This window comes from Amycolatopsis aidingensis (assembly GCF_018885265.1).
GTDB lineage: Bacteria > Actinomycetota > Actinomycetes > Mycobacteriales > Pseudonocardiaceae > Amycolatopsis > Amycolatopsis aidingensis.
This window is the reverse complement of record NZ_CP076538.1, coordinates 7,106,018-7,124,656: the sequence shown is the minus strand read 5'-3', so window position 1 is coordinate 7,124,656 and position 18,639 is coordinate 7,106,018. Positions and strand designations below refer to the sequence as shown.

Below are 18,639 nucleotides of genomic sequence, written 5' to 3'. Positions count from 1 at the left end.
CTGAACCTCCACTCAACTCCCGGTCCGCTCGTACAGGACGCCCTCGCTCCAGACCCGGGCTACCCGGCCCCATTCGATCGCTGAGGCGACGTCGGGAAAGAAACCGCTGCCGTTGAAGTTCGCGCTCGTGTTGCACAGCACGGGAATCCCCGAGAGCTTGTGGTACTCGGCGAGCAGGGCGGCGATTTCGGGGAAGTCGTCGGAGGAGACGGTCTGCAGCCGGGCCGTTCCGTCGAGGTGGATCACGGCCGGGATGCGCGACGCCCAGCCTTCACGGACATCGTGGTCGAACAACATGTACGGATCGGGCGTGCCCGGGTCGAAGATCTTCGGCGCCTCCTCGACCAGGCAGATCGGCGCCACGGGACGGTAGGACTCGCGGTTCTTGATGTCGTTGAGCCTGTCCTTCATCGCCGGGTCCGCTGCTGGCGCGATGATGCTGCGGCCGCCGAGCGCCCGCGGGCCGAGCTCGGCCCTGCCCTCGAGCACGACTACGGGCTCACCCGACTCGTGCAGCAACCGGGCCACCTCCGCCGCCGCGGCGCGACGGGAGGTCCAGCCGCATGGCACCTCCGTGACCGGCCCCAGAGCCGACCCTGACTGGGGATGCCAGGTGATCGGACCGATTCCGCGGTGCTGGATCATGCCCAGCGTCGCGACGCCGAGCGCCGATCCGGAGTCGTTAGGAAACGGCGGAACCCACATTTCACCGAACAGGGAACGGGCGCGCAGCGCGCTGTTCCAGTTGATGTTCAGCGCACAACCTCCGGCGAAACACAGGTTCCACGGCCCATCCCCCTTCCACTCGCGCACCTTCGCCTCGATCCGCTCCACCAGCAGCTCCTCCAGGAACTGGTGAAAGCTCGCCAGCACGTCCTCGTCCGGGACACCGAGGGCCTCAACGCGGTCTCGCACTTTGCCGAGGAACGCGTTCACCGGCGCGCGGGACGGTTCGAAGAGGCTGCCGAAACCCCCGATCGTTTCGCGGTAGCGCACCGCCTCCGGTGTCTTGCTTTCGAAGGTTTCGTGAAACGTCTCGCGCAGCACGTCGATCACCGGCGTATCGGCCTTTCCCAGCGCGATGTAGGCCATGAGCTTGCCGGCCACAGACAGCTCGTCCGTCTTGGTCTTCTGAGGCAAGCCGCGGAAGGGACCGAAACTCAGTCCCGCCATGGCGTACGCGTGCCCGATCAACGGAAAGAGCTCGCCTCCGTTGTCCACACCGCGGTCCGGGTCGACCCAGTAGAGCCTGGGGAATAGGCCGCCGTCCCAGATCAGCACGAAGGACGGTTCACCCCGGTCGGCGAAGGGACTCGAACAGTAGGTTCCGGCGAGGTGGCCGGCCGCATGTGGATAACTGGTATAGACCAATTCTTTTCCGTCGATGGTGAACTGGCCCGTGAGGCTCGGGCTCGTCAGCGAGGGGCTGCTGGCCGACTCGCGGTACGGGCCGACGGTGAGCGTGATCGCCCTCCCATGGTCGGCGAGCTCGAGGTCCCTGCTCACGTCGCCATCCCATCCGTCGATCACCCACTCGTCGACGTCGGCGACCCGGCAGCCGAACGACGCGAGGATCTCCGGAATCACCCGTAGATCAGGCATGTCGCTGTACCGCCGGTTGTTCGCAAGTTTCTCGATTTCCACACTGAACACCAACCGGTCGCCGTCGAGCAGCGCGACCGCCCCGTCGTGGGTCAGCTTGAGACCACAGATAATCATTCGATGTCTCCTGTTCTCGGTCCCCGCGGACGGCCGCGTCGCGATCCCGCCGTCACCCGGGAGTCGGCCACCGTCAGTGCCTCGTCGAGCATGCCGAGGCCCTTCCGTGCCTCGTCTTCCGTGGTGTTGCACGGCGGAAGAACGTGCACGCGGTTGAAGTTGGCGAAGGGCCACAGCCCGCGGCGCTGGCACTCGGCCATGACCTCGTCGACCGGAGCCGTGTCGGTACCCGTGGCCGCGTAGGGCACCAGCATTTCCCGCGTATCGCGGTCGCGAACGAGCTCGATGGCCCACATGACACCGAGCCCGCGAACCTCGCCCACGCACGGATGTGCCTCGGCGATATCCCGCAACCCCGGGCCCAGCACCTGCTCGCCCAGCCAGGAGGCGTGCTCGACTACCCGCTCGTCGGCCATCGCCCGCGTGGCTGCGACCGCGGCCGCACACGCCAGCGGGTGGCCGGAGTAGGTGAGCCCACCGGGGTAGGGCCGGTCGGCAAAAAAGTCCGCGATACGCGCCGTGATAGCCACCCCGCCGAGCGGCACGTAGCCCGAGTTGACTCCCTTCGAGAAGGTCAGCAGGTCGGGAACGACATCCCAGTGATCGACGCCGAACCACCTGCCGGTACGCCCGAAGCCGGTCATGACCTCGTCGACGATCAGCGCGATGCCGTGCTCGTCGCACAGGGCGCGTACGCCCGGCAGGTATCCGGCAGGCGGGACGAGCACGCCACCCGTGCCGATGACTGGTTCCAGGATCACCGCCGCGATCGTCCGCGGCCCCTCGAAACAGATCATCTGCTCGAGATGGTCGAGCGCTCTTCGGCACTCCTCCGCCTCCGTGCGGGCGTCGAAGGCCGAGCGGTAGAGGTAGGGCGGGACGAAGTGCACGACGCCAGCCGCCCCGGTGTCGTTGGGCCACCGCCTGGGGTCGCCGGTGAGGTGGATCGCCGTGGAGGTGGCACCGTGGTAGGAACGGTAGGCGGAAAGCACCTTGTGCCGCCCCGTGAACAACCTCGTCATGCGAACCGCGTGCTCATTGGCCTCCGCTCCACCGCTCGTGAAGAAGATCTTGGTGAGGTCTCCCGGCGTCAGCTCCGCTATAAGGCGAGCCGCCTCGCTCCGCTGCTCGTTGGCGAAGTGCGGCGCGATGGTGCACAACCGTTCGGCCTGTTCCTTGATCGCGGCGACGACCTTCGGATGGGCGTGCCCAATGTTGAGGTTGACGAACTGGGAGGAGAAGTCGAGATACCGGTTGCCCTGGTGATCCCAGAAGTACCGGCCTTCCGCCCCGGCCACGGGGAACGGAGCGACATGCGCCTGTGCCGACCAGGGCTGGAACACGTGGGCACGGTGCGCCTCACGCACCAGGCGGTCGCGCTCCGCCGGAGAGATCGCCTGGTCGTTTTTCGGAGTCGATGGCACCTTCATCGTGACTTTCTCGCGAACGGTGGGGAAGGGACGGCGGGCAACGGCCTGGGGCGGGTGCCGTCCAGGTTGACGAAGTAGTTGATATCGGCGGACACCCGCTCAATCGGTGACTGGGAACGCCCGTCGCGGGGCTCCGGGCTCTCGGCCAGCGAGGCCGCGTTCCGACGCAAGGCCGCGCCGGAGAATGGCAGTGCTCCAAGGGTGCCGTACCGGATCGCGCCGTACCGGTCGCGGCACGGCACCACGTCCGACCTGGCGTGGAGGCTGGCACTGAACGGTACGTCTAGCCGCCCCGCGCGGAAAGCCCGCTCGATGGCTCCGGTCAGATCGCCGTCATCCAGGACGGGCTCGACCAACTCGGCGACCTCGCGCTCGATCCAGTACTGCTCCTCAGCGACACGCGCCTCGTCGACTTCGACGAAGTCGAACAGGCTCGACGCACCGAGCGCCGCGGTACGGACACCGTGAGCGTTCGCCACCACGTCCGGAATCCGTCGCGCCTCCTGCGAGGTCTTGCTGACGATCTTCGTCGCCCCGCCGAGCCTGGCGACGAGTCCACCGTGGAGAATCAGCGCGTCCGCGGCCGTCGTCGTACGGGGGAAGGCACCCATGAACTCGTGGAGTACCGGGTAGACCTCGACCTCCGCGCTCACGTACCGGCGGGCGAGCGGGCGGATCGCCCGCAGCGCCGCGACGTCTTGGTGCACCTGGCCGCCTTGCGGATAGGCGATCGAGAGGCAGGTGACGCCTTCCCCAGCGGCGGCGCGGGCCTCCAGCATGGTGACCGCCAGGCTGATCGAGGGCGGCACCAGCACGGCCGTCAGCGTTCCGAACAGCTCCCTGTCCACGATGACACCTTCGCGCGAGAGCAAGCCGCACGAGGCGTCGACACGGCGCCACGCGTCCAGCGACGTGCTCAAAGGCACGTTCTTCGAGTACGGCAGGTTGTACCCAAGGCCGCCGCCCTCGAAGGACAGGATTCCCGAGGCGACGCTGACCGCGAACAGACGCCGCGCGTCGGGCGACCCGTGCCGCACCTCCAGCGGAGTCTCGACGGCCGAGACCAGGTCCCGGCCGCGTTGCCACCCGTGCGCCACCAGCGGGTATCCGTTGAGGTCGGCGGGCCGGTCGTGGAGTAGCCGCTCGGCCGACCCGAACCGGCCGAGCCTGGTGTAGGAGTCGATGGTGACCGACAGGATCGCGGAATCCACTCGCTCCAGGTCGCGGAGCAGGTCCACCATCTGCTGGTGTCCACCGACCCCGCAGCGCGGCTGGATCACCGGCCGGCCGGACGCGTCGGCTGCCCGCAGCACATCCACGGGACGCAGTTGGATGGCTCGTGCGTGGGCCAGTGTGTCTGCTTCAGCGGGCAGGTTCCGCACCAACTCGGCCGGGAGGTCTAGACCTTCCCACAGACCCGTCATCGCCCCTCACCCAGGGACCGAGCCACCGGCGAACACAGCTGATCGAGCAGAGCCAGCAGTTCGTGCTCGTCGCGGGCCACGTGATCGACACCGAGCGCGTGGAGCCCTGCATGCCCCTCCGCGCCGTCGACCGACAGGTTGCCCCCCACGACGACTGGACGGTCCAGCCAGCCGGCGGCGCGCAGTGCCGGCAGGTCACGCAGGTCGTCGTAGGCGTGCCCGTTGAGGCTCCCGATCAGGACGGCCACCGCCTCTGGGTGCGCGGCCAGCGCGTCGGCGAAGTCGGTGAGCGGGGTGCAGACTCCGAGGTTGACCACCAGATACCCCTGCGCCCGCAAGTACATCTCGATAAGGCGGTTCGCCACCGCGTGCGCGTCGCTCTCCGCCACCCCGAGGATCACCAGGGGCGCCCCTTGCCTATCCTCGCCAGTCATATCGTCCTCCTTGGGGGCGTCATGCCGCAGTCGGTCAGTCGTCGAAGGCTAGGAACAGGTCGCGCCTGTTCACCGCGGTCAGGCGTTCCGGGTCGTATTCGGTCGCATCGGCTGCGGCGAGCGAGTCGAACACCACGTTGACTCCTGCAGCGAGGCCCCACACGTGCCGGTAGGGCGGCCAACCGGGATGTCCCTTGGTGAAGTCGGCCTCCCTCGCGAAGATGTAGTTCGCCCAGTTGTTGCTCATCGGATACCGGTGATGGAAGTCGTGACAGACCGTGTCGCCGGTCAGCACGAGGTAGCGCGCCGGAAAATGGACGAACGCCATACGCAGCCACCACCGCGCCCAGGCGCGCATCCGTTTCGGCCACGCCAGGCCGGGGGCGGGCGCCGCCTCACCGAGGAAGATGGCGTTGGTCAGACCGGCGAAGTAGTCCCTGCCGCGCCGCTCGGTCACCCCGGCGGCGGGGAAGGTGTGCTTGACGCAGAGCCGCAGCACGTTGCTCATCTGGAAGAACACCGTCCCGGGTGGCAGCCACGCGACCAGGACGAATGTCCACAGCCCCAGCCACGACACCAGTGCCGCCAGCGTGAGTACGGAGCAGAGGAAGACAGTCCTTTCGATGCGGGTCGCCGCGCTGCAGTAGGAGCAGATCCGGGCGACGAAGAAGCGAGCGTGGAAGCCCGGGGAGAATGTCTTAGCCATCGCCATACGCCACATCTGTCGGCGGGTCATGCCGGGTCTCAGCCGCAGGGTCAGCAGGAAGGCCTGCACCGTGGGGTCGCGCAAGGTCATGTGGTGCAGCGCGTGGTGGTCGCGCACGTGCTCGGCGCTGTACGTGTCGTAATGCTGGATCAGCAGCAGTGCCGACAGGACACGGCCCAGAAGTGCGTCGAGCTTCCGGCGTCCCCACATGTTCCGGTGCGCACACTGGTGAAAGATCATCATGCGCAGGTTGCGGATGCCGTGCAGCGTCATGGCCCATCCTGGTAACAGCAGCAACAGCCACCATCCCGTCCAGGCGAGCGCTCCGGCCGACAGCGCGAGACCGGAGGACACCGACAGCATGGCGTTCACCAGGTGAACTGTGGGGGTGATGCGGAACGGCCGCTGCCCGGCGTGTGGTTTCCCGGTGAGCAGGGTCAGCGGCAGGGCGAACACCGCGGGCAGCACTGTCATCGACTCTCTAACTGGGTCCTTACGGTAGGAGGACATGAGCTCAACTCCATCCGAAACCTGCGAACTCATGTCTGAACCACCTCCTGTCTGGGCAAGCTGTCCTTGAGAAAACTGTCGCAACGCTGGCTACGCGGGGACGGCGGTCTCCATTCGTGCCGCGACGGCGAGCACATCCGCGACGATCTCGTCGATCTGGTCACTGGTCGTCTCCGGGTTGAGCAGCATGAGCTTCAGGAACACCGGGTCTCCATCGGGACGTGGCACGCGTGTCCTGGCCATGAGCACCTTTCCCTCGGCCATAAGGCGTCGCCGTAGCTCGCCGTTGAACGCGTCCGCGTCACCCGCGGATTCAGGCAGGTAGCGGAAGACGACCGTGCTGAGCGCCGGTTCGGCCGCCAGTTCGAGGCGAGGCTCGCCGAGGATGCGCCGCGCGGCGTGCAGAGCCTGTCGATGGCAGGCTTCGACCATGTCGCCCAGGCCCTGTTCTCCCAAGGTGAGCAGTACCGTGGCAATCTTGAGAGCGTCGACGCGGCGGGTGGCCTGCAAGGAGGACTCGTAGCGGCCGTAATAGCCTGCGACCTTGTCGTCATCGGCGTTGAGCGTCGTCGTTTGCCCCGACCAGGAGTCGAGGAACTCCGCACGGCGCACCAGGAACACGCCTGACGATGCAGGCGTCCAGCCGAACTTGTGCAGGTCCAGCGTGATCGAGTCGACTTGTTCGATGCCGGTCAGCATTGTCTTCAGCCGCTGAGAGAATAGTGCACCGCCCCCGTACGCGGCGTCCGCGTGCAGCCAGACGCCATGCCTGCGGGCGATGGCCGCCAGTTCGGGCAGGGGATCGACTTCGCCGAAGTCCGTCGTACCCGCGCAGGCCACCAGTGCGACCGGGGGCCGGTCGTCCGGGAGCTCCGCCAGCATCCGGTCCGCCGCATCAGGGATCATCCGGCCCTTCTCGTCGTCGGGCACCCGCAGGATCGAACCGGAACCCAGCCCCACGATCCCGACCGACCGCGCGATCGAGAAGTGGGTGGCCGCAGTGCAGAGCACGACCGGGCGCACGCCCAACCCGGTGACTCCGTCGCGGAAAGTCGCGGCACCCACTCGACGCGACAGGTTGTGGTCGCGGGCCAGCAGCAGAGCCATGAGGTTGGAGACGCTGCCGCCCGCAGTGAACGTTCCGCCAGCCCCGGGATCGTAGCCCACGAGCGCGACGAGCCAGCTGACGAGCCAGCGCTCCAGTTCCAGCGCGAACGGGCCGCTCTCCCAGGCATGCAGCGACTGGTTCGTGACGGTCGCGATGAGGTCGGCCGCTGCGGCCTCGACAGCCGGCGCGCACTGCATACGGGCCACGGCGGCGTGATGGGTGAGGTCGACGGACCAGGTCGCGTAGGCACGCACGAGGTCGCCGAAGGCGTCGCGATCGCGGTTGCCGCCTGCGGGATCCAGCCGCCTGAACAGCTCCGCAGCGGCCGCCGCCACCCCGGCCGGACCGCCGGGCGCCACGGGTCCGACGCGGCGGCTGGCGGTGTCGCGCAAGATGTCTAGCCCGCCGTTCACCAGCTCACGCAGACGCTCCAAGCCATCGGCACCACCGGCAGGAAGATATCCGGTCTCCCACAAGTTTCTGTTCGCGACCATGCCTACACTACAGCGGGTCGGTCCTTTGAAGCGGTATCGTTCCGCAATCGTCGGCATCTCCTGCTACGCTGCAGGGTCACGAGCTTGTCGGGCCGCCCTACCCTGCACCGACTGGGGCTCGGCGGCGAACGCTCTGACCAGTCCAGAGAGCCGGTACCTTGTCTCCCCAGCGGTACCTCGTACGACACGCACCAGGTAGGCGTCCACCAGAGTTTCGAGGATGTTCGTCGCTTCGAGCTCATCGAGTCCCAGCAGCGATGTCGCTGTACCAGCGTCGAACTCCGAATCCTCCAGCGAGGCGAGCCTCAGCAAGAGCCGTTTGGCCTGGGCGTCGAGCCGACGGTACGTCACCTCGATGCTCGCGCGGACGCTGAGACCGCCGTGCGCCAGCACGTCCAGCCGCCTCGTTCCGTCGGCGAGCAGTCGCACGATCTGCTCAATAGTCCAATGTGGCCGGACAGTGAGGCGCGTGGCGGCGATCCGCAGTGCCAGGGGAAGCGCGTCGCACCTTTCCACCAGCTCCTGGGCGGCTTTGGGTTCGACGGCAACCCGCTCCCGCCCGACCAGGGTGCCGAGCAGTCGCAGCGCGTCGTGCCTATCCAGTGCTTCCATGGAGAACAGGCGGGCTCCCGGCAGGCCGACAAGCCTCGCTCTGCTGGTGATGACCACGCCACTGCTGGGGTGCCCGGGTAGCAATGGCTCCACCTGACGCTCGTCGACGGCGTCGTCGAGCAGGACGAGCACGCGTTTACCGGTGGCCGTCGTGCGATACAGCGCGGCGCGCTCCGCAGTCCTGGCAGGAATCCTCTCGTCGGGTACGCCAAGGGCGCGGAGGAACTGCAGGAGGATCTCCGAGGCATCGGCCCGGTCGGACGAGCCGCCGAGGTCCGCGTAGAGCACACCGTCGGGGAACGCGGTCGTCACCTGGTGGGCCAGGTGCACGGCTGCGGCCGACTTACCGACCCCGCCGCCACCCGTGATCGCCAGTATCGGTGTCGCGCGTGTATGCGAGGCTGAAACGAGGTACTGGCGCGACCGTGCCATGAACTGTTCCCTACCCGTGAAATCGGAGATGTCGGAGGGCAGCATTGAGGGCGCTGAGGACCTCGGCACTCGGACCTCGACGTCGGCGGGCAGCATAAGTCCAGGATCGTCAGCGAGGATGCCTCGTTCGAGCTCACGGAGTTCCAGACTGGGTTCGAGTCCCAGCTCGTCCATCAGGACCCGGCGCGCCGCCAGGTACTCTTCCAGCGCCTCCGCCTTGCGGCCTGCCCTGTGCAGGCCCAGCATGAGCAGAACACGAAGCCGTTCGCGCAGCGGGTTCTGGGCGACAAGCTGTTTCAACTCACCGATCAGCTGGTGGTGACGGCCCAGCTCGAGCTCGACCCGGAAACAGTCCTCGATCACTGTCATGCGCTGTTCGACGAGCCTGACCAGCGCAGCTTGTACTACCGGGCTGTCAATGTCCTCTAGCGGAGTGCCTCGCCATAGCGCCAGCGCACTGCGGTAGGCCGCCGAGGCACTCATGTGGTCCCCGTGCTTGGCCGCGATGTGCCCGGCTTCCGCGAAACGTTCGAAGATATGAGCGTCGAGCTCGTGGTCTGCTGTGCGCAACAGGTAGCCTTGTGGCTTGGTCTCGATGCAAGTCCCCAGCCGCGTCTCGGCGAGCTGTTGTCTCAGCGCAGCCACGCAGATCTGGATCTGACTGCGGACGGTGTTCGGTGGGGAGCCACCCCACACTGCATCGGCCAGCCGGTCGTTCGAGATCACCTGGTTGGCGCCGAGAAGTAGCATAGCGAGGAGGACCCGCTGACGGGGCGCAGTGACATGTACAGGCGCGGCCAAGCCTTCCACCTCGAGCGGGCCGAGGATCCTCAACCGTGGGGCGGCCTCCTGCACGAGGTCCGGCTGCTGAAACGTCCCCGTCATCCCGCCTGGGTCGTGACTTGGTCTTGCACTTCGGTTGTGGACATTGTCAGCCCCTAACTTCAAGTGTTCCCCCTGATAACTACGGCCGCAACGATGCGGCGAACCCGTCCTTCATGTCCCTGCCGCCATCGCGCCGCAGGATGGGTCTGGCCTGCCCGCCCCTCGGCCGAGGTCGACCGCGGGTAAGACACCTGGCCAGCCGAGCCCGAAACACTCGCCGACACGCGAAGACGAAAGGCCCTCCGGAACACAGTAGATCACAGCGCGGGTGCTTCCAGGCTGACTTCGATGATCTTTGGGCCAACCGGGTGGTGCCATGCGAAACGACGGATGTTTGACGCTCAATCTCGGTGAGCAGCTCCGCATCGCGAAGAACGCGTTTCGACGGCGCGCGTTTCTTCGCTGTCCAATACGTTCTCGGGGCGATCTGCACACCCGCATCGTTCAAGACGGCGCAGATCGGCTCGACCCAGAGTTTCTTCCCCTCAACAACACGCTCACGGTGGCCGTCGATATAGTCGATGACCACCGCGAGCGGAACCTCCCTCCGACGAGCGGAAACGTCAAGGTCTATTTGGTCTTGCGGTCGAGCTCCGCGGCGGCGAAAAACGCCGAGGCCGTTTTCAGGATCTCGTTCGCCCGCCGCAACTCACGCACCTCACGTTCCAGCTCAGCGATCCGTGCAGCATCGTCGCTGGTGCGGCCGGCCGCCGTGCCGGCGTCGATCTCGGCGCGCTTGACCCATGTCCGCAACGCCTCCGGGTGCACATCCAACTGGCCCGCGACCCGGCGGATGACTGCCATCCGCCGCCCCTCGGCCGCGATCCCGCCAACGCCATCCGCGTCGCCCTCTCACGCAGCTCATCGTTTCTGGACTATGACCCGGAAATTAGGCGTGTGTTGTGCTCCACCAACGCGATCGAGTCGCTGAACGCGCGGTGTCGTAAGGCCGTGCGGGCACGAGGTCACTTCCCGACCGAGCAAGCCGCGCTGAAGTGTCTGTACCTGGTCACCCGCTCGCTCGACCCGACCGGCAAGGGCCAGGCGAGGTGGACGATGCGGTGGAAGCCAGCGCTCAACGCGTTCGCGACCACGTTCGGTGACCGTTGGCCGAGCGCACAGAAGTACTAGCCAGCAATGCCGAACCCACCGATTCCGTTACAGACCCCACTCTCTCAGCCGGGTGCCGTGAAGATCGTGCCATGACGCCATTCTCCTCAAGGAATGGGAGTGGTGTGTCCCGGCTTCTTCGGAGGCGAGTTGTTGGATTCTTGTGCCACTCGATCTTGAAGGAGAGGGTGGTATGGGACGGCGTGGGTATCCGCCGGAGTTCCGATGGAAGGTGCTGGACTTGGTCGAGGCCGGTCGCAGGGTTGCCGACGTCGCGCGTGATCTGGGTATCAGCGACCGGTCGATCTACACCTGGAGGCGGCAGGATCGGATCGATCGCGGGCTGGAACCCGGGCTGAGCAGCGTTGAGAAGGCCGAGCTGACCGCGGCGAAGCAGCGTATCGCCGAGTTGGAGGCCGAACTGGCTGTGCACCGGCGGGCCGGGAAGTTGCTGAAGGAGGCGGTGCCCCAAAAGCTCGGTACGCTGCGATCGCGGCGATGGCTGAGGAAGGCCTGCCGATCCAGGTGGCCTGCCGGGTACTTGGGTGTCGGAGTCCGGCTTCTACGACTGGCGATCCCGGCCACTAATCAGCCCGGTCGATCCGGCACGCCTGGCTGACCGAGGTGATCACCGAGATTCATCAGAGTTCGCACGGTATCCACGGCAGCCGCCGGGTGCACGCCGAACTGCGGCTGGGCCGTGGCGTCGTGGTCGGGCATGGTGCGGTGGAGATGCTCATGCACCGAGCCGGGCTTGCCGGGGCCATGGGCCGGCCGAAGTGGCAACGCGCCAAGCCGGATGAGATCGCTCGGGACTGGGTCAAACGTGACTTCACGGCAGGGGCACCGAATCGTAAGTGGGCCATCGACATCACCGAACACCACACTCGCGAGGGGAAAGTCGATTGCGCGGTCGTGCTCGATGTCTACTCGCGTCGGGTGGTCGGCTGGTCCATCGATTCCTCACCCACGGCCGCTTTGGTGACCTACGCGCTCGGCATGGCGATCGACACCCGCACCCCGTCTGCTGGGGGCGATCATCCACTCCGACCAGGGTGTGCAATACGGATCATGGGCGTTTACCAAGCGTGCCAAGGATTCTGGCTGGTTCCGTCCCTGGGCAGCGTCGGTGACTGCTACGACAGTGCGATGATGGAGTCGTTCTGGTCCCGCATGCAGGTCGAGTTGCTTGACCGCCAACGCTGGCATCCGCATCGAGTTGGCCAACGCGATCTTCGGGTACCTTGAGATCTGGCACAACCGACAACGACGCCACAGCAGCATCGGCATGCTGACCCCGATAGAGTACGAGAACACGACCATCGTGGCATGAAGCCCAGTAATACGACTCCGCGAAACCCGGGGAAGACCAATATTTCTCGTTGCGACCCAAATCGTCGAGCACGGCAAATGGATTCTGCTCCACAACCCGGCGTCGGTCCACTGGCCGAAGCTCCGGTACGCGGGCTGAGCGGCCCGAACGAGGGCAACGACCCTGCCAGGAGCACCTGCTGGCCAGCACGTACACAATCACGGTAACGTCGCGATCAGGCAACGTCACCACACCACCGACCTGCGGCCGAGACCGGAACTCCGTGATCATAGAATTTGGAGCTGGCAGCCTGACTAATATCTGTCGCACGTTTCCGATTCAATAAATTGCGCGAAGTTCTCCCAGTTTTCGGCGCATCGTCGAGCAGCTTGCGCGACGGCATTGTTGCAGTGTGCCGGTATCCCGGAGGCGAGTCTTTTCCAGGCCTCCGGATCGATGGAGTGTATGTCAAGGAGTCGAAGTAAAGTACGTCCCACCTCGGTCATTCGCAGAGAAGGATCTTTCTTGAGGTTGTGCAGCGTTGACCCGGCAGCTGATTTGGTACCGGATGGTGGACTTTGCTCCTTATCTATTGACTTGCGATGCCCATTAGAAGGCTTTCCTTGTTCAGCTTGACGTAGCCGAACCGGGACTGGATCCGTCCCAGCGCGCATGCGTTCACGCACGTCACGTGCAGTCCCGACCGCGATGCCGGCGGCCGCCGCAATTTCACGTAAGGAGGCATTCGGGTTTTGGGCAATCAAATCACTTGCTCGTCGACGCCCCTCGGCAGCGTTAACTGGTCTGGATCGCCCGTCCTTGCCGATCCGCCTGTTCGACTGCGGTTCGTTCGCAGTCGAACGCTGTCGCATAGCCGCCACGGTCGTATCGGCCAATCCGGTCAATGACGCAATCACTCGATTGGACCATTGCGGATGGGTGTCGATGATACGTGCTGCTGCGGCGGTTCGATCGATCTGTGTCAGAGGTAGCCCATGCTTGCTGTTTGACTCGACCGCGAGTACGAACGCGTCTTCGTCTCTGCCATCGAAAAATTGCACTTTGATGTGGCTTGCGGCGCGAACCCTGGCGGCACGCAGCCGATGCATACCGTCAATCACCCGCATGGTGGAGCGGTGCACGATTATCGCAGGGAAATCATCGTCCAACTCTGCGAGAGTACGAACATGCTCAATATCTTCCCCACCCACACGCGGTGAATCGGCTGGCAGCAGCGAGTCAACCGGTATCACCGCTGTCGTCGGTTCGGCGACCTGTGTGTCTTGCCGTGTCCTCCAACACAGGTCGGGCTCATCGATTACACTTCCTTCCCGCTCGGTCGAAGTGCTATTCGACACACATCCCCCTCTTTTGTTGTCATGTATTTACGACACAACCATCCCCCAGCACAGTGCGCGACTACTGAGGCGCGCTAGCCTCTTTTCTGATAATCTCCATTATTCTGCTGCTCCGACTTCGAACTAGACGCCTTCGAATGTGATTCTTCGAAGTTAATTAACGTTTGACTAAGATCTGCAATGATATTTATGCTCTGCTCCGATAGTTGGCCCATACGTAGCATTGTGTCTGTTACTGTTGCGTCCCGCTCGAGCACGGCAAGCGCAATGTCGACCTCTGTTGAGTGCGTGTCTTCATCGGTGAAGAATGAAGTAGGGACCCCAAAAAATCTTGCCAGGGCGCGAATCGTCGCAAGAGTCGGGTTGACATTCTCACCTTTACGCAATTTGCCTATAGCAGCCTTGCTTAAATGACCTCCCTGTTCGGTAATCCCTTTAGAGACCTCAGCATTGCTCCATGGGCCATGATGAGCAGGGTAGACATTCTCAATCAAATAGTTGAGTCGGTCCGCGAATGTATCACCACCCTTACCAGCCACCGGACCTCCTCCGAGTCAACTGAACTATACCACTGACAGCAAGCAGTATCCTAGAGTTGAGCCTCCCGTGGCGTCGGTCATACCCGACCTCGACCTGATGGGCCGAGGTCGGGTATGACCGTTGATCTCATTGAGGCTGTGGTGATGGGCATGCATGGTGACGGTACGCAGGTCCTGGCCGTGCAGTTCTGTGTCGACACTGGTCGTCGACCCACGCCCGGCGTCATCAACGGCTTGGGCCGCGTAGCCGAACTCGACGGAATGCCCAGACGGTCGCAGCGGAGCAGGCGGACGTCCGGATCGGGCGGACTCATCAGCCGGTACCGGGTCTTCGTCACGATGGCGTCGGTGCGCTGCAGCAGGTGGGGTGAACTCGTCCAGGGCGCACCCACATGCCCGGCTGTGGTGTCGGTCCGTGTGCGCAGTGCTCGGCGGGCCTGGCACGCGACAGTCCGTGAGATCAGCCATCTCGTCAGTGATCAGCCGCACCACCGGTGGGTGCCTCGTGTCTGGCAGCAGTGCCACGCGGCTGCGGCCTGGAGGCGCGAGCTGTCAGATTCACCCGGGGCACCGGACCGGTCCCGACCCCGGGTGCGGATCGCGGTCCCGGGCGGCCTGGACACGTCAAACCAGCCCCTGACGTTGTCGGTCGGCCCGGTCACGCCCTGCTCGCGGAGCCTGGCCACGGCGCCGTGCAAGGGGGTCACATCAGACAACGAGGCGTACTCCGTTCGGAGTACGCCTCGTCAGCAACATCGCTAACAGCGCCAGCATGTCTTCAGTCTGGATCCCGGAACATGCTAAGAAACGGCGGTGAAGGGCCGCAACCAGCGATTGTTCAGGCACACCGGTCGATCCCGGAGCAAGGACGTAGTGAGATGATAGGCACGAGCCTGACCAGGCTTCTCGGTCCGCTCAGGCGCCTACAGCAGTATGCACGGTTACGTCGGCGCATCAGAACTCTCCTGGGGGAGGTCGGTGTGTCCCAGCCGTGGAGTATCAATGCGTTCTGCAAGGATGTAGCCCGATATCGGGGGCGGGCGCTGGAGTTGGTTCCTTACAGTATGCCAGGTGGCGGTCCGGTCGGCATCTGGATCGCCCTGCGGAGCGTCGATGTCATTATCTACGACCAGAATACGACCGAACTGCATCAGGAACAGATCATCGCTCACGAACTTGGTCACATGCTGATGGGTCACCACGGGACCGACCTAGCAGCCGTAAAGGATCGTCCGCTTGATCCCCGACTGGCGCGTGCCCTCGGATTGTCGCCAACATCGGACGCGGACGAGGGTGCTTCTCCGGTGAAGCTTCATCGAGAGTCTTATACCGATCGGCAAGAACTAGAGGCAGAACTGGTCGCGTCACTGATTTGGAAAGCAGCCGGCCGCCGACTACTTCCCCCACCACGAAAGTTGAGCGGCACACCCGCCGAAACAGTCGATCGACTAGCGGAAGGCATGGGAAAGTCCGGGCATGTTTAGCGCCACTATTCAGTACTTTCTCATCGCGTTCGGCACGCTGGTCTCGCTCTATCGGCTTCGCGACCTTCTCCGGTCACCACGCCAGCCCGCAAAGTGGGCCTTGTGGTGCGGAATCCTCTCTTTGACCCTGGCCATGACGTGTGGACCCAACATCACGTCATTTCTCCCGCCGGACGCCAATTTCGCCATCCAGCATATATTCATTCTTGGTTCCTTTTTGGCTGTCGAGGTGTTTTTTTGGCTCTCAATCTCCGAGCGCGGTCACGACTGGCGATCAGGTCGGTGGCACATCAGCGTACTGGTTGCGCTCACCATTGCAATGCTCCTAGCGTTCGCGGTGAGCGTTGTCCTCGAGAAGCCAGACTTCCTTCATCTCGACTATCAACACCAACCCTGGGCGCTAGCCACAGTCCTGCTCTACAACGGAGGCCTTGCGGTCGCCATGGTGGCGATCGCCTTACTAGCCAGACGATGGTCACGTATCGCCGACAAGCCCTGGTTACGCCGTGGGCTCAGCACGCTGACCATCGCCTGCTGGTTCACCATGGTGTACGCGGCGCACCATGCCACGTTCGTCGTCTTGCCCGCACTCGAAATCCAACCGCCGTACTCGACAGACATCGAGATTGTCCCGATCGCGCTCGGCGTCATCCTAGGCTTGGCAGGCGTCACAATGCCCGCGTGGGGCCCTCGCCTATCGGCACTCCGCCAGTGGACGCGGTACCGGCGTTCCGCTCGGCGGCTGGAACCATTGTGGGCGGCGTTCTGCGCGGCCTACCCCGACATACGGCTGCCGGTCACACCACCGTCATGGGACGCGGAATTCCTGCTGCATCGACGAGTCATCGAGATTTGGGATGGCCGTTCACGGATCCGCCACCTCCTCGATCCCGACGTTGCCCGCCGCGCTTTCGAAACCGGTGACCGACACGGACTGCGCGGAGACGAACTGGCTGCGTCAGTCGAAGCCGCGCTCTGGCACGATGCCTTGCAACGTCGACACCACCAGGACACCGCCTCCCACACCGGGCACGCGCTAGCCGCACCAGCCACCGGCAACAACCTCGCGGCTGCCGTGACCTTCCTCGAGCACGTCGCGCACCACTTCGCACAGCACCCGACCCCAGCAGTCGATAGCCGGGCACGCGTCCGCCGACATGACGCCATGGTGGAAGATGGCGGGCATGTCTGAGAACGAGTCGTCTGCTCCCGGCAGCACCGCGTTCCCGTCGGTCCCGGGTGGGGTCGGTGCGCTGCTGGGAGCCGAGCACAGGGTGGACCCCTATCCCCTCTACCGGCGGTGGCGTGAACACGCCCCCGCGGCGCGCGCGGCTGAAGGGCTACTCGTTGCCAGCGGACATGCCGAATGCACCCAGATCCTGCGGAATCCGCGGTTCGGGCATCCCGAGCCGGAGTACCTGGGTGACACCGCCGATCCCCGCGAACTGCTCGACGACCAGGGCCGCGTCGTGCGAGCCTTCCTGAACCTCAACCCACCCGACCACACCCGCCTGCGCCGTCTAGTCTCCACCGCTTTCACTCCACGCATGGTCGACCAGCTCACCCCGCGGATCGAGCAGATCACCTCCGAGTTAGTACGCCACCTCGTCGAGGCCGACGAAGCCAACCTGATCGACGTGCTCGCACAACCGCTCCCGATCATCGTGATCAGCGAACTGCTCGGCGTGCCCGCCGCCGACCGCGAACAATTCGCCCAATGGTCACGTGCCATGGCCAATGCCATCGACCCGGCGTTTCTCCTGCCGCCCGAGGTCCGCGAGCCCGCGGCCCAGGCTCGCCACGAGTTCATCACCTATTTCCGCGATGTAGCCGCGCACCGCCGTCGCCAGCCGGGCGAAGACCTCGTCTCCGCCCTAGTGGCCGTCTCCGACGCCGGCGATACGCTGACCGAGAACGAACTCCTGGTCACCCTCACCATGCTGCTCGTCGCCGGGCACGAAACCACCACCAATTTGATCGGTAACGCCGTACTCGCCCTGCTCCGCCACCCCGACCAGCACCGCGCCCTCGCCGCCGACCCCACCCTCGCCGAACAGGCGGTCGAGGAAACCCTGCGCCACGACCCACCGGTCCAGCTCACCCTCCGCACCGCGCTGGAGGACACGACCGTCGGCAGCATTCCTGCACCCGCGGGAACTCGGGTACTCGTCCTCATCGGCGCGGCCAACCGTGATCCCGCCGTCTGTCCCGACCCCGACAGCTTCGACATCATCCGCACCACGACCCGTCACCTCACCTTCGGGCACGGCATCCACTTCTGCCTCGGCGTTCCCCTCGCACGCCTCGAAGCCCGCATCGCACTGAAGGAACTCACCCAGCAAGCCCCGACACTCCGCATGACCACGCAGCCACAATGGAAGAACAGTGTGACCCTACGCGGCCTCACCGACCTACCCGTTGCACCACACTGACGACCAGCAACATGCATAAATCTCGAACAACGGAATAGTTGAACCATTCCAACCAGGGCAGACAAGTTGATAGAAGCCAGACATAAAGGCCCGGCGCGTCACCCACGACGTCGTCCGGGCGGTCGCGGAACTCGTCCCCTCTTCGACGACGCCGTCCAGAGCCTTGGCCCGCCCACCCTGACCCCGCAACTCGTCGCCGACGTTCACATCCAGGACACCGCCCGAAAGATCACCAACGACGCCCTGGCTCCCTACCAGGGCGCCACCAAGATCTGGTACGCTGGACGCGACCTCCACGACAAGGCCCACCAGCTCGCTGTCTTCAGGGAACTCATGGACGCCCGGGAAGCAACCTCCCCGACCGGGCCGGAATCGAACAAGAGATCCGCCAAGCGGCAGCAGACCTCACGAAAGAGGCAACTCTTCCAACAGCGGGCGACTCGCCCGCCCCGTGACCGCCGGAGCGGTGCTCCCTGGATGCTCCTGTGTCGAAACATTGCCCGACACTGGACGACACTTGGCGGCACTCGAAGATGAACGGCTCTCGTTTCTACCTGCGCCGATGTGGACCACGTGACACCAGGCGGCACCATGTGATACTCGGCGTCACTTATATAAGAGCGGACTTTTAATCCGTAGGTTCTGGGTTC

Annotated in this window: 16 protein-coding genes and 1 pseudogene; 6 read left to right on the top strand and 11 right to left on the bottom strand. The window is 64.8% G+C overall.

The window, feature by feature from the left end; all coding sequences use genetic code 11:
- Window positions 1-12: 12 nt before the first annotated feature.
- From KOI47_RS32715 to KOI47_RS36575, 8 genes are all read right to left on the bottom strand, one after another.
- Window positions 13-1,719 carry a carbamoyltransferase N-terminal domain-containing protein gene (locus KOI47_RS32715; protein ID WP_216210951.1) on the bottom strand — a complete coding sequence of 569 codons (1,707 nt, stop codon included), beginning with the start codon at window positions 1,717-1,719 and terminating at the stop codon, window positions 13-15.
- A complete protein-coding gene (locus tag KOI47_RS32710) occupies window positions 1,716-3,149 on the bottom strand; it encodes an aspartate aminotransferase family protein (protein WP_216210950.1) in 1,434 nt (477 codons plus the stop codon). The genes KOI47_RS32715 and KOI47_RS32710 overlap by 4 nt, the downstream gene beginning before the upstream one ends.
- Complete coding sequence (locus KOI47_RS32705; RefSeq protein WP_232376407.1) at window positions 3,146-4,468, bottom strand: methylaspartate mutase; 1,323 nt, start codon at window positions 4,466-4,468, stop codon at window positions 3,146-3,148. The genes KOI47_RS32710 and KOI47_RS32705 overlap by 4 nt, the downstream gene beginning before the upstream one ends.
- A 101-nt stretch (window positions 4,469-4,569) precedes the next feature.
- A complete protein-coding gene (locus tag KOI47_RS32700) occupies window positions 4,570-5,007 on the bottom strand; it encodes a cobalamin-dependent protein (protein ID WP_232376406.1) in 438 nt (145 codons plus the stop codon).
- Window positions 5,008-5,041: 34 nt separating this feature from the next.
- Window positions 5,042-6,181: a fatty acid desaturase gene (locus KOI47_RS32695; protein WP_216210948.1), complete on the bottom strand. Its 1,140-nt coding sequence runs from the start codon at window positions 6,179-6,181 to the stop codon at window positions 5,042-5,044.
- Window positions 6,182-6,313: 132 nt separating this feature from the next.
- A complete protein-coding gene (locus KOI47_RS32690; RefSeq protein ID WP_216210947.1) occupies window positions 6,314-7,825 on the bottom strand; it encodes a pyridoxal phosphate-dependent decarboxylase family protein in 1,512 nt (503 codons plus the stop codon).
- Window positions 7,826-7,888: 63 nt separating this feature from the next.
- A complete protein-coding gene (locus KOI47_RS32685; RefSeq protein ID WP_216210946.1) occupies window positions 7,889-9,754 on the bottom strand; it encodes an AfsR/SARP family transcriptional regulator in 1,866 nt (621 codons plus the stop codon).
- Between the two features lie 570 nt (window positions 9,755-10,324).
- Window positions 10,325-10,558: a transposase gene (locus tag KOI47_RS36575; RefSeq protein WP_408629873.1), complete on the bottom strand. Its 234-nt coding sequence runs from the start codon at window positions 10,556-10,558 to the stop codon at window positions 10,325-10,327.
- 63 nt (window positions 10,559-10,621) lie between these two features.
- Here KOI47_RS36575 and KOI47_RS32675 point away from each other — a divergent pair.
- The 4 genes and pseudogenes from KOI47_RS32675 to KOI47_RS36570 form a co-directional block, all read left to right on the top strand.
- Window positions 10,622-10,885, top strand: a pseudogene (locus KOI47_RS32675) (transposase); the annotation flags it as partial.
- A 172-nt stretch (window positions 10,886-11,057) separates the two neighbouring features.
- Window positions 11,058-11,483, top strand: coding sequence for a transposase (locus KOI47_RS32670; protein ID WP_216210941.1), 426 nt, complete (start codon window positions 11,058-11,060; stop codon window positions 11,481-11,483).
- A gap of 5 nt (window positions 11,484-11,488) precedes the next feature.
- The gene (locus KOI47_RS32665) at window positions 11,489-12,112 is read left to right on the top strand and encodes a DDE-type integrase/transposase/recombinase (protein WP_216210939.1); all 624 of its coding nucleotides are present in this window, start codon (window positions 11,489-11,491) and stop codon (window positions 12,110-12,112) included.
- Complete coding sequence (locus tag KOI47_RS36570; RefSeq protein WP_408629872.1) at window positions 12,054-12,197, top strand: IS3 family transposase; 144 nt, start codon at window positions 12,054-12,056, stop codon at window positions 12,195-12,197. The genes KOI47_RS32665 and KOI47_RS36570 overlap by 59 nt, the downstream gene beginning before the upstream one ends.
- Before the next feature lie 293 nt (window positions 12,198-12,490).
- Here KOI47_RS36570 and KOI47_RS32655 read toward each other — a convergent pair whose 3' ends face one another.
- The 3 genes from KOI47_RS32655 to KOI47_RS36010 all read right to left on the bottom strand — a co-directional run bounded on the left by KOI47_RS32655 (window position 12,491) and on the right by KOI47_RS36010 (window position 15,257).
- Entirely contained in the window at window positions 12,491-13,345 is an 855-nt protein-coding gene (locus KOI47_RS32655) for a hypothetical protein (RefSeq protein ID WP_232376404.1), read from the bottom strand.
- A gap of 263 nt (window positions 13,346-13,608) precedes the next feature.
- Window positions 13,609-14,073 (bottom strand): helix-turn-helix domain-containing protein, encoded by a 465-nt coding sequence (locus KOI47_RS32650; RefSeq protein WP_216210935.1) that lies wholly within the window; start codon window positions 14,071-14,073, stop codon window positions 13,609-13,611.
- 941 nt (window positions 14,074-15,014) lie between these two features.
- Complete coding sequence (locus KOI47_RS36010; RefSeq protein WP_232376403.1) at window positions 15,015-15,257, bottom strand: hypothetical protein; 243 nt, start codon at window positions 15,255-15,257, stop codon at window positions 15,015-15,017.
- A gap of 292 nt (window positions 15,258-15,549) precedes the next feature.
- On the opposite strand from KOI47_RS36010, the gene KOI47_RS32640 reads away from it, so the two are divergent.
- On the top strand, window positions 15,550-16,749 hold the full coding sequence (locus KOI47_RS32640; protein ID WP_216210931.1) for an MAB_1171c family putative transporter: 1,200 nt from the start codon (window positions 15,550-15,552) through the stop codon (window positions 16,747-16,749).
- Window positions 16,742-17,989, top strand: coding sequence for a cytochrome P450 (locus KOI47_RS32635; protein WP_216210929.1), 1,248 nt, complete (start codon window positions 16,742-16,744; stop codon window positions 17,987-17,989). The genes KOI47_RS32640 and KOI47_RS32635 overlap by 8 nt, the downstream gene beginning before the upstream one ends.
- Window positions 17,990-18,639: the final 650 nt, after the last annotated feature.